This window comes from Ruminococcus sp. (genome assembly GCF_024691275.1).
Classification (GTDB): Bacteria; Bacillota; Clostridia; order Oscillospirales; family Ruminococcaceae; genus Ruminococcus.
Genome location: NZ_JAILNU010000104.1, coordinates 38,797 through 50,505, shown reverse-complemented (window position 1 = coordinate 50,505; position 11,709 = coordinate 38,797). Strand labels below are relative to the sequence as shown.

Here is an 11,709-nt window from a genome sequence, read left to right as displayed (position 1 = left end):
ATAACTACATCAGCACAGCTGACCGTGACATTGAGATGTCGAGAGCAAGAGCCGGCTCGATCGGAATGATCGTGTTTGCCGCTATATTCAACGATATCGCCCTCATCTTCGTGATACTGAACTTCATCTATGTGAAGAGACACAGGGACATCATCGAAAGCATTAAACAGAAGCAGCGCGGATATTGATCAATGCCGATCAATCTGCCAACTGTAAGCAAGGCCGGTCGATCCGGCCTTTTTTATATTCAGCACAGTTCCGCATGCGAGGCAGACCAATAACAATTGCCCCTTTATAGCTTCGCCGCTGTAAGGAAGTTTCTGTTAAGTCAGATAAACAACGCTTTCTCACCGTCAAAAAGAAGCGCACGCCATTTCTCTTAATCGAAACGACGTGCGCTTATCATTAAAATTCGGGCCGTTCAAAAACCGCCTGACACTTTAACTTAAAGCTTATTTCTTCATAGCCTCTTCAACAGCAACTGCGCAAGCAACTGTCATACCGACCATCGGGTTGTTTCCAGCGCCGATGAGACCCATCATCTCGACGTGAGCCGGAACTGAAGAAGAACCTGCGAACTGAGCGTCACTGTGCATCCTGCCCATTGTGTCGGTCATACCGTAGGAGGAAGGTCCTGCAGCCATGTTGTCCGGGTGAAGTGTTCTGCCCGTGCCGCCGCCGGATGCAACTGAGAAGTACTTGACGCCGTTCTCGACGCACCACTTTTTATAAGTGCCTGCAACAGGATGCTGGAACCTTGTCGGGTTTGTGGAGTTTCCTGTGATCGAAACGCCTACGTTCTCCATCTTCATAATAGCAACGCCCTCGGGAACGTTGTCAGCGCCGTAGCACCTTACAGCTGCTCTCGGGCCTTTTGAATAAGGAGTTTCTTTTACGATCGTAACAGATTCTGTGTAAGGATCAAAAGCTGTCTGAACATAGGTGAATCCGTTGATCCTGGAGATGATCATGGCAGCGTCTTTGCCGAGACCGTTGAGTATAACTCTAAGGGGCTTGACGCGGACTTTGTTTGCGTTGAGAGCGATCTTGATAGCGCCCTCAGCAGCTGCGAATGACTCGTGGCCTGCGAGGAATGCGAAGCACTCAGTATCTTCTTCAAGGAGCATCTTACCGAGGTTACCGTGGCCGAGACCAACCTTACGTCTGTCAGCAACAGAACCGGGGATGCAGAAAGCCTGGAGGCCTTCACCGATTGCAGCAGCAGCGTCAGCAGCTCTTGTGCAGCCCTTCTTTATAGCGATAGCGCAGCCTACTGTGTAAGCCCACTTTGCATTTTCAAAACAGATAGGCTGAATGCCTTCAACCATCTTGTAGATATCAAGACCCTTAGCCTTGCATACATCAGCACACTCCTCGATAGAGTTGATGCCGTATTCTTTAAGAACAGCGAGAATCTGCTTCTCACGTCTCTCATATGATTCAAATAAAGCCATTTTACAAGTCCTCCTTAGTCTTTTCTTGGATCAACGATCTTTACAGCATCGTCAACTCTGCCGTACTGGCCCTGAGCCTTCTGGAATGCTGTGTTTGCATCATCGCCAGCCTTGATAAAGTCCATCATCTTACCAAAGTTGATAAACTTGTAGCCGATGATCTCGTCGTCCTCGTTAAGAGCAAGACCTGTGATATAGCCGTCTGTGAGTTCGAGGTAACGTGGACCCTTCTTGAGTGTACCGTATGTTGTACCGATCTGTGAACGGAGTCCCTTTCCAAGGTCCTCAAGACCTGCACCGATAACAAGACCGCCCTCAGAGAATGCAGACTGTGAACGTCCGTATACGATCTGGAGGAAGAGTTCTCTCATTGCTGTATTGATAGCGTCACAAACAAGGTCTGTGTTGAGAGCCTCAAGAATTGTTCTGCCAGGGAGGATCTCAGCTGCCATAGCAGCAGAATGTGTCATACCAGAGCATCCGATAGTCTCAACGAGAGCTTCCTGGATAACGCCTTCCTTAACATTGAGTGTGAGCTTGCAGGTACCCTGCTGTGGTGCACACCAGCCAATACCGTGTGTAAATCCGGAAATATCCTTGATCTCCTTAGCCTTGACCCACTTTGCTTCCTCAGGTATCGGAGCAGCGCCGTGAGCAACGCCCTGTGCGATAGGGCACATTGTTTCAACTTCGTGCGAATAAATCATTGTAAATACTCCTTTCGGTTTTCAGGCAGCCGAATAACTGTCCTTGCATACTTTAACATTATACAACATTTTCCGCTTTTAATCAAGAGGTAGTAATATCATTACTGTTAGACTTATCTAACTCATATCTGCGCTTATTTTTCATTACGGCTTGATTTTTCGGAGTTTTTATTATATAATATTTCTTACATCAGTTCTAAAAAAGAGGTATTTTTATGGATCATAATCACGCTGACACTGCCTGTCAGCTTTTCGCAGACGGGCTGAACTGCGCTCAGGCAGTTCTTGCCGCATTTTCTGACGTTACAGGTCTTGACAGAGAACTCGCTATCAGACTTTCCTCTTCATTCGGCGGCGGTATGGGACGTATGCGCGAAGTGTGCGGCACCTGCTCCGCTATGTTCATGATCGCCGGTATATTATACGGCCCTGCGGAGGACTCGTCCCACGAGGATAAGACAGAGCACTATAAGCGTATCCAGCTGCTCGCTTCTCAGTTCAAGGAAAAACACGATTCTATCATCTGCCGTGAGCTTCTCAGCGGTCTGAAGGTCACAAGCACTCCAGAACCCGACAAGCGCACCGAACAGTACTACAAAGTCAGACCCTGCGTAAAATTCGTCAGAACTGCCGCAGAGATCCTTGACAAATATATTTCCGAAAATCCAGCTCATAATTAATATTTCTCACTCCCGTAAGCTTTTCCGCCTTTTTGGTAAAAAGTATACATTCTTCGCATATTCTTAACAATTTGTTTATTGCAATCATTGCCGATCTGATATATAATATATTGTATGTAACATTGACATCAAGCTTATTTCTTATATAATGAAGGGAAGTGATGTGTCTATGGGTTTCCGAAAGAGCTCCGAAATATTGCGTGATTTCGTTGCAGATCACCAGCAGCTCTTTGACAAAACACACGAAAAAATGGTTTATATCATAGGCTTTTCGGGGTGCCTGTGTATTCATATATTTTACGTGCTGATGTTCCAGATGCTCCATGTAAAGGAGCTGCTGTACTTCAACATCGCAAGCATCGTAATATACATCGTTCTTCTTATACTGACAAATTTCGTGATAAACGAACGGAATTTGCTGCTTTATGCAGCCGATCTCGAAATTATCGCCCACGCCGCTTATGCTACTCATCTGCTCGGCTGGACTCCTGATTTCGCAATGTTCATACTGCTGCTTATTCCCGCAACGTTCCTGACACAAAGCCAAAGGTTCTATATCCCGTTCATTGTGACTTTCATCGCAATGTTCACTTATATCCACCTTAAAATACACCTCGTCGATGAAAGCAACTTCAAATATCATTTTGATGACGAAAGCTTTATGAAGGCTTTACATATGGCAAACATTTTTATCGCCTCTTTTGTTCTTGCGTTCACGTCCATAGCTTATATGCTCCACCGTGAATTCATGGAGTTCCAGCTCATTGATCAGCGCGAGACCTTCAAAAAGCTCGCCTCCATCGACCCGCTCACGAATCTCTACAACCGACGTGCCATGAATGAGAACATCAGGGCTATACGCAGAAACAGCGCTACTCCTCAAAGCAAATACGTCATCGGCATCGGAGATATCGACAACTTCAAGAAAATAAACGATACTTACGGACACGATACCGGTGATAAGGTGCTCGTTTATATCTCAAATCTGCTCATCAGTACTATCCCCGACGGCGGTTACGCTGCACGATGGGGCGGTGAGGAATTCCTGTTCATCATTCCCGAATCAAACGTCGATGAGGGTGTGGCTTTTACCGAAAAGATTCACAAGTCCCTCAGAGCCCATACTTTTGAAATTGATGACTGTATGTTCGGCGTTACTATGACTTTCGGCGTAAGCGAGGGTATCCCTACAGATAAGATTGACAGCGTTATCACTCATGCTGATAAACGCTTGTATAAAGGAAAAAATAACGGAAAAAACCACACAGAGTCCACAGACTGATCTCAAAGCTCCCTTTCGGGAGCTTTTTTAATTTAAAAAGGACCTCCGCCTCGGAAGTCCTTTTTTGAAAGAGAGGGATATATAAAGGGATAAGAGGGAACCTATTCCTTTACTTCATTTCTGTCGGAAGAACCTTGACCAGCTTGAGCAGATACTGCTGGATCGCAAGTGCGTCATTTGTTGTCATGCCGTCGCCTACATTGCAGCAGTCTGCATTCGCAGTGCCCTTATCTGTGATATGATTCTTGTCGGAACCTTTCAGACCATACTTATCCGGATTTGCAAGCGCCTGCATGATAAGTACGACATCTCCCATGTCAACGCTGCCGTCACAGTTTGCATCACCGTATGATACATTTGCCGCCGGAACACTTGTTGTAGTTGTCGTAGTTGTTGCCGAGGTCGTTGTTGTCTTCGATGTCGTTGTAGTTGTTGTGCCAACGGAAGGACCTTCGCCCTGTGGATACTCATATACCACCTGTACGCTTGTATACTTCAGCGATACAGTGTCGTCTGTCTTTTCAGCAGCGTCCCACCACTTCTGGAGCTCTACCTTGCCGTCGGAAATGGTCGCTTCAAGATCCTCCGATACCTTGTCAGCGCCCTCACCTGTGGACTTTGTGAGTATGCCGTCAAACTTTACTGTTGTAGTGCCGTTTGCAAGCGTAAGACTGAAATCCTTGTATGTCCAGAAGCCTTCTCCGCTCTTGGATACTGCGTTCATACATACTGCACAGCCTGCTGTTGCCCAGCTCGAACCTGCACTCGATGTCACTTTACCGTTTATCACGATCTTTGACAGATGCTTTGCGTCTTCTATCGGAACTGTTACAAAGCCCTTGTCATTTGTCATAGCTTCTATATCCTTGAATTCCTTTGTCACAACATCTGTCTTTGTCTCTTCATATGTCTTGAGTCCGTCGAAAGCATCTGCCTTTTCCGATACTACTACCATTGCTGCCGAGAACGCCGGAAGCTCTGTCTTTACCTGATTATTCTTAACGTCCTTAATGATGTCGATAAGCTTTATCTGCTCTGTATCGCCGTATATAGCATACACCGCTGCCGACTTGTAGTCCTTGACGGAATTCTTGATGTCGATAACAGCATTCTCGCTCATGGTTCTGTTTTTATTTGTCACCATTACTGTTACCTTTGAATCATCGTCAGCGTTTACAGCTGCATATGTGCTCGACTTTGATACGTCCTCTGTCTTTGCAGGGATAAGCGTATCGCCGAAGCTGCCGCCCTTGCCGTCATAGTTTGTGTAGAGATCAATGCCTGCGAGTATATATGGCTCGCCTCCCCATAATGTTGCGAAGTATACGCCCTGATCCGCATAGCAGCCAAGTGCCTCTGCCTGCGCGATAGTGCCTGATGCGTCATCTCCGCCGCCGAAATTGTACTCCGAGATACCAAGCTTTGTGCCCGGATAGTACTTGTCGATGGACTTCTTTATTGTCGGAATTATCGGTACGTTCTCCATGCAATACTCACCGATCCAGCTGTTTTCGGAGAATCCTTCTTCATACAGTGTACGAACCGACTGTAATCTGTCCTCTATGCCCTTTCTTGCAGACTCGGAGTAATAGTGGATATCAAGTACATCAAGAAGCCTTGTGCCGCACTCCTCAGATGCCTTGTGCATATCATCAAGATAGCTGTCAAGATACCAGTGGTAGTTGTTCTTTGCCTTAACCTTCTCCCACTCGTCATGCTGAGCGTCGTCATCAAGGTGATCGTAAGCTGTGTATCCGTACAGTGCCGGTCCGAATACCTCAGCCTTTGGATCAAGCTTCTTTACTGCCTTTGCCATCTCGATAGACTTTTTGCTCAGCTCCTCAATGGTTACAGGCTCGGGGTGCATTCTGCTGTGAGTATCGTTCCAGAGAACAGGCTCGTTGTCAAGGCTGTAGCCCTGTATACCTGTTGCGGACTGCGAATCGCCAAGCTTTTTGATGATGTAGTTCACATACTCGTCCATGTATACTACACCGTCTGTGAGGTTCGGTGTTTCGTCAAATGCCGAACCCTTTGTGAGTACTACCTTGTTCCAGCGATCGGAAGGTGCCTTTTCCTCCTCTGTGACTGTGCCCTTCTTATCTGCCGAAACATAGCCTGCAAGCTGAATCGTGGTGAGCTTGTAGTTTACTCCGTACTTTGCTGCGTCCTTTGAAAGCTGCTGTACACAGTCAGCAGGATCATCAGATGATGAAAGATTGTCGTCTGAGCTGTATTTCCAGTCGGAACCTGCGTTTGAAGCGTTTGTCTCCCAGTTGTACGCTGTCATTCTGTTTCCGCCCTGACGTACAGCCGTTGCCTTTACGTCCTTGAGCTTTGCTGTATATGAGTTCACGCCATAAATGAGCGGAGAGATCTCCTTGCGCTCGCCTTTCATATCGACTGTGATGTTCATATCATAGCCGCCTGCCGCATTTGCCGTGTTCTCAGGTATCCTGCTCATCGGAGCAGTTACCGCGCAGCCCGATACGACACAGGCTGCTAAAAGTGCTGCTGTTTTTTTCATGTTTTTTCCTCCTGCTTTTGCCGCCTTTAACTCCTCAGACAGCTTTTTTCCTTTCTGTGCAGCTCATGCTGCTTATGCCTAAAGTTCGCCTTCTCCCCACCACGGGACCTGCGGGACTACCTCGTCCTGCTCGCCGTTTTCACGCCTGAACGCTCCCTGCGTCCACTCCTCTACGTTCGGATCCATATACTGAAGATAGTTGGTTATCGACTTCGCCATCACCAGAATAAGCGCGAGAAGTATCTGGTGTGTATAGCCGTATAGTATCACGGAACTTCCCGAGATATTCGCCGACATTCTCCATACAAGTCCGAAACGGTCAAGGCGGTCGATGACGTGCTGCACCTTTTCAAGAGGAATATCGAGTTTTTCGGAGATCATCTCAGCCGAAAACATCTTATTGCGCACACTCGCTCCCAGGTAGCTTATTATCTTTATAGCATCATCGTCCGCAAGAGTATTGAACAGCCGTACCATATTGGTAGTATCGCCAAAGTAGGAATTTACGCCGTTTTCGGGTATCTCCAGAAAACAAAAATACCTGAGATCGCTGCTAAGGCGTGATACTGCCAGTTCCCGATCAGTCTTCAGCGCCGCAAAAGTCTCGTGCTCAAAACTTTCACGAAGCCTGCCGACTGTATCGGTATTGGGGTTGCAGGCACACAGTGCAGTGTACATTATCTTCATGAACTTCTCAGAACGCTTTTCCGCGGGAGTCGAACGCATTTCATCATTTATAATCTGTTCGATGTCACGCTCACTGTCCATAACCTTTACCCCAAAAAGTGAATCAAGTGATGTGTTCAGCTCCTTTGCAAGCTTCGGAATGAGCTCTCCGTCAGGATAGCTCGAATTCTCCCATTTTGATACAGCCTGCGGAGAAACGTTCAGCCGCGCTGCCAGTTGTTCCTGTGTAAGCCCCAGTGCCTTTCTGCGCTTAACAAGGTTCGTTCTGAAAACGCTGTTTTTGTCCATAATGCACCTCCGCTCCATGTTTACTTTACATTTACATTCTACCACAACCTTCGGTAGAATACAAGCGAATAAAAATAGATAAAATACAACCATTGGTTGAATTCGTTCACTGTTCTATATTTTCAGATCAATTAATCAGCTGTCAATAACCTGTTCTTTGTATGTAGAATATGTTAACTCAACCAACAAATGAAGTGCGATATTTTTTACAACTCCCGCCTTATTTTTGCCAAAAAGTCAAAAGCCGTTCAGGATATGTGTCCCGAACGGCTTTCAAGATGTACTTTAAGGCATATATTTTATGAATTCAGCTTTTTTAGGTTTACTTTATTGCAGCAAATGCTCCCTCAAGTGCTGCGATAAGGTCGTCAATGTGCTCTGTACCAATGGACAGACGAATCGTGTTTGGCTTGATGCCCTGCTCTGCAAGCTCTGCTTCTGTGAGCTGTGAATGTGTTGTTGATGCAGGGTGAATAACGAGCGACTTAACGTCTGCAACGTTTGCAAGAAGCGAGAATATATCAAGATTGTCAATGAATTTCTTTGCATCGTCCTCTGTGCCCTTTACATCGAATGTAAAGATGCTTCCGCCGCCATTCGGGAAGTACTTCTTGTATACCTCATGGCTCGGCTCGCTGCTGAGCGATGGATGATGAACTGCTTCTACCTGTGGGTGATTTGCGAGGAATTCAACGATCTTCTTTGCGTTTTCTGTATGACGCTCAACACGAAGTGAAAGTGTCTCAAGTCCCTGTAAGAAGATGAATGCGTGGAACGGCGAAATCGTTGCGCCTGTGTCACGGAGAAGAATAGCACGGATATATACTGCGAATGCTGCCGCACCTGCTGCCGCTGTGAAGCTTACGCCGTGATAGCTTGGATTTGGCTCGGATATCCATGGATAGCGTCCAGACTTTGACCAGTCGTAATTGCCGCTGTCAACGATAACACCGCCGATAGCTGTACCGTGACCGCCGATGAACTTTGTTGCGGAGTGTACTACGATATCTGCACCGTACTCGATCGGACGTACAAGATATGGAGTTGCAAATGTGTTATCAACTACCAGTGGGATATTGTGAGCATGAGCAATCTTTGCGATCTTCTCAATGTCAATAGCATTTGAATTAGGATTGCCGAGAGTCTCAATGTAGAGAGCCTTTGTGTTCTCGTCGATAGCAGCTTCAAATGCTGCATCGTCCTCAGGATCAACAAACTTTGTTGTTATGCCGTAAAGCGGAAGTGTATGTGCAAGAAGATTGTAAGTTCCGCCGTAGATCGTCTTGGAAGCAACAATGTTCTCCCCTGCCTTAGCGAGTGCCTGAATGGTGTATGTGATAGCAGCTGCGCCCGAAGCTGTTGCAAGAGCGGCAATTCCACCTTCAAGTGCTGCGATACGCTTCTCGAAAACGTCCTGTGTGGAGTTTGTGAGTCTGCCGTAGATATTGCCTGCATCCTTCAGACCGAAGCGGTCAGCAGCGTGCTGAGAATCGCGGAAAACGTAAGATGTAGTCGCATATATCGGTACTGCTCTTGCGTCTGTTGCAGGGTCTGCCTGCTCCTGTCCTACGTGAAGCTGTAAAGTCTCAAAATGTAATTTATTATTAGCCATTTCTGGTTCCTCCTGATTATCTTTAATATTTATTCGTATTTACTTAATAATGATCTGTTCGCTTAACAATGATTTATTCTTTCCTTTCAGCAACATCGCTGAGTCTCTATGCACATTCGGTCTGTTCCTTTTACAATCGAGCGGAGAAAACCGAGCGCGTAAGAAGTTTTTTTCTGTTCCATTATGTCCGCTCCTTTCGTTGTTTTCGTTTGGTATGTCTATATTATACATCGGAATTATGTATTTGTCCAATGCATAATTCCCATAGCAAGTTATAGGTTTTACCTATAACTGATAAAGCATTTCGCTTCTTCTTATTAAATGCAGAATTAGTTCGTTTCTTTAATTTGTACGAAAAAGCTGAAAATCGGTCATTTTTCTGATAAGTGCCCTCTGAAACGAGATATTGATACAAATTAGAACAAAATCACTGTTTGGGTCTTGAAAAATCTGTTGTAATATGATATAATAAAAAGAAGAGAGTTTTATTCTGATAACCGGTAGCTTTATACATTTATAGCGACATTATATATTTTTAAAGGGGAAAAAATATGTGGTATTTTACTATTGTTACGTGTTCTATCGGTCTGCTCATGGCAGCCGTTTATATGCTGATATGCATAGGACGCTTTGATTTCGTCAAAAAGCTGGCAAACGGAAAACGATGGTTGAATATCATAATTTCCTTCATGATCTTTGTTTTCTCATTTACAGCTTTTTCTATAATCTTCTCACCGCTCAATGCTATTATGATATCAATGAATGTGCTGTTCATATTCTTGTTATCGGCATTGCTGATGAAAATTGTCAAATGCCTTTCAAGCCATAAATTCAAGCCTAATCTTCAAGGCTATATCGCTGTAGCGTTCTCTGTGGTCTACCTTTCGATCGGCTATTACCTGTGTAATAACGTCTGGGAGACCAATTATTCTCTTACCACCACCAAAAACCTCGGCGAACTGAAGATTGCTCTGATAGCTGACAGCCATATCGGTACTACTTTCGACGGAAAAGGCTTCGCTGAACATATCAAAACTATCGAAAAACAAGATGCCGATGTTCTGTTCATTGCCGGAGACTTCGTCGACGACCTGACAAAAAAGAAGGATATGCTAACTGCCTGTGAGGCTCTCGGCAAGACTAACTTCAAGTACGGTGTGTGGTATATCTTCGGAAATCATGATGAGGGCTTCTTTAATAAAAGGAACTTCACCGCCGCCGATCTCGAAAATGCTCTGAAAGAAAACGGCGTACATATTATGCTGGACAGGTATGAGCTCGTTGACGACCGCTTTTATGTTGTCGGACGAAACGACAGCTCCTTCAAGGAAAGAAAAGATATCGTAAACGTAATGCACGGTATAGACTCCGAGAAATACATTATTATCCTCGACCATGAACCTAACGATTACGTCAACGAAGCCGCTACTGCTGCCGATCTCGTGCTTTCGGGTCACACTCACGGCGGACAACTCTTCCCTATCATGTACCTCTGTAACTGGTTCAACATCAACGACCGCACCTATGGATACGAAAAACGCAAGGATACAGATTTCATCGTTACATCGGGTATTTCCGACGGACAGATAGTGTTCAAGACCGGTACTAAATCGGAATATGTGATGATAGATATTAAACAACTGTAATAACATAAAAACCGCATTCAATTATTGAATGCGGTCTTTTTATATTTGTTGTATTATTCTATCCAGTATACATAATTGCTTTTTCTCGGAGCAGTAGCAGGCTCTTCACAGTCTGCATATCCGAGTATGCAGTTTCCGATGCCTTCATACTCGCCTTCTATGCCGAGCTTTTTGAGTATCTCCTTGCCTTCCTCGGATTCAAATTCCTCTTTTGCACGGTGTATCCAACAGCTCGAAATTCCGTATGCGTGTGCTGCATTCATAAGATTGCCCATTACAAGGCTGCCGTCATATAAGTATGTGGGAGCAGACTTTTCCGCAAGAACTACCAGCACAACAGGTGCGCCGTAAAACGGGTCATTGCCTAAACCAAACACCGAAGCATTGAGCACTGACAGTCTGTCGCGTATCTCCTTGTTGGTAACTGCGATGATAACAGGTGACTGCAAATTCATTCCTGTTGGTGCATAAGTACCTGCTTCAATGATCTTCTCAATCGTCTCCTTCGGGATCATGTCTGACTTGAATTTCCTGATGCTTCTTCTTGTTTTTAAGTTTTCAATAGCTTCCATATTGCTTCCTCTTTTCAAAATAAAATTAATAGATATTAGATGCGGCATTGCAGATCATCTTGCGGACAGCAGCTCATTTCAGCATGGTCATACCGCTCCCGAAGATAATTTATAATATATTGTAGCATAATATATGTACAAAAACAAGTATCTTTATTGCAAAATATACGTTAATAAGTTACTTTTTTCGGAGATTCAAAGTTAACTGAATAACAAAATAATTTTTCCGACATAACGCTCAACGCAAGGAAGCT

The 11,709-nt window shown here is 45.1% G+C and carries 10 protein-coding genes; 4 read left to right on the top strand and 6 right to left on the bottom strand.

The window, feature by feature from the left end:
• Positions 1-188: hypothetical protein (locus tag K6G33_RS12850; RefSeq protein WP_296780182.1), on the top strand; the 188-nt coding region annotated here is incomplete at its 5' end.
• A gap of 264 nt (positions 189-452) precedes the next feature.
• Here the strand turns inward: K6G33_RS12850 and K6G33_RS12845 are convergent.
• Positions 453-1,454 carry a GGGtGRT protein gene (locus K6G33_RS12845; RefSeq protein ID WP_296780179.1) on the bottom strand — a complete coding sequence of 334 codons (1,002 nt, stop codon included), beginning with the start codon at positions 1,452-1,454 and terminating at the stop codon, positions 453-455.
• Positions 1,455-1,468: 14 nt separating this feature from the next.
• Positions 1,469-2,161, bottom strand: a complete 693-nt coding sequence (locus tag K6G33_RS12840; protein ID WP_296780176.1) for a hypothetical protein — start codon at positions 2,159-2,161, stop codon at positions 1,469-1,471.
• Positions 2,162-2,376: 215 nt separating this feature from the next.
• On the opposite strand from K6G33_RS12840, the gene K6G33_RS12835 reads away from it, so the two are divergent.
• Both K6G33_RS12835 and K6G33_RS12830 read left to right on the top strand, forming a co-directional pair.
• Positions 2,377-2,841, top strand: coding sequence for a C-GCAxxG-C-C family protein (locus K6G33_RS12835; protein WP_296780174.1), 465 nt, complete (start codon positions 2,377-2,379; stop codon positions 2,839-2,841).
• A gap of 169 nt (positions 2,842-3,010) precedes the next feature.
• On the top strand, positions 3,011-4,123 hold the full coding sequence (locus K6G33_RS12830) for a GGDEF domain-containing protein (protein ID WP_296780171.1): 1,113 nt from the start codon (positions 3,011-3,013) through the stop codon (positions 4,121-4,123).
• Between the two features lie 109 nt (positions 4,124-4,232).
• Here K6G33_RS12830 and K6G33_RS12825 read toward each other — a convergent pair whose 3' ends face one another.
• The 3 genes from K6G33_RS12825 to K6G33_RS12815 all read right to left on the bottom strand — a co-directional run bounded on the left by K6G33_RS12825 (position 4,233) and on the right by K6G33_RS12815 (position 9,237).
• Positions 4,233-6,650 carry a glycoside hydrolase family 44 protein gene (locus K6G33_RS12825; RefSeq protein ID WP_296780170.1) on the bottom strand — a complete coding sequence of 806 codons (2,418 nt, stop codon included), beginning with the start codon at positions 6,648-6,650 and terminating at the stop codon, positions 4,233-4,235.
• A 78-nt stretch (positions 6,651-6,728) separates the two neighbouring features.
• Positions 6,729-7,625: a helix-turn-helix domain-containing protein gene (locus tag K6G33_RS12820; RefSeq protein ID WP_296780167.1), complete on the bottom strand. Its 897-nt coding sequence runs from the start codon at positions 7,623-7,625 to the stop codon at positions 6,729-6,731.
• Positions 7,626-7,947: 322 nt separating this feature from the next.
• Entirely contained in the window at positions 7,948-9,237 is a 1,290-nt protein-coding gene (locus K6G33_RS12815; protein WP_296780165.1) for an O-acetylhomoserine aminocarboxypropyltransferase/cysteine synthase family protein, read from the bottom strand.
• A gap of 551 nt (positions 9,238-9,788) precedes the next feature.
• Between K6G33_RS12815 and K6G33_RS12810 the strand changes: the two genes are divergently transcribed.
• The gene (locus K6G33_RS12810; protein WP_296780164.1) at positions 9,789-10,883 is read left to right on the top strand and encodes a metallophosphoesterase; all 1,095 of its coding nucleotides are present in this window, start codon (positions 9,789-9,791) and stop codon (positions 10,881-10,883) included.
• Positions 10,884-10,936: 53 nt separating this feature from the next.
• Here K6G33_RS12810 and K6G33_RS12805 read toward each other — a convergent pair whose 3' ends face one another.
• The gene (locus K6G33_RS12805; protein WP_296780161.1) at positions 10,937-11,455 is read right to left on the bottom strand and encodes a nitroreductase; all 519 of its coding nucleotides are present in this window, start codon (positions 11,453-11,455) and stop codon (positions 10,937-10,939) included.
• Between the last annotated feature and the right edge of the window lie 254 nt (positions 11,456-11,709).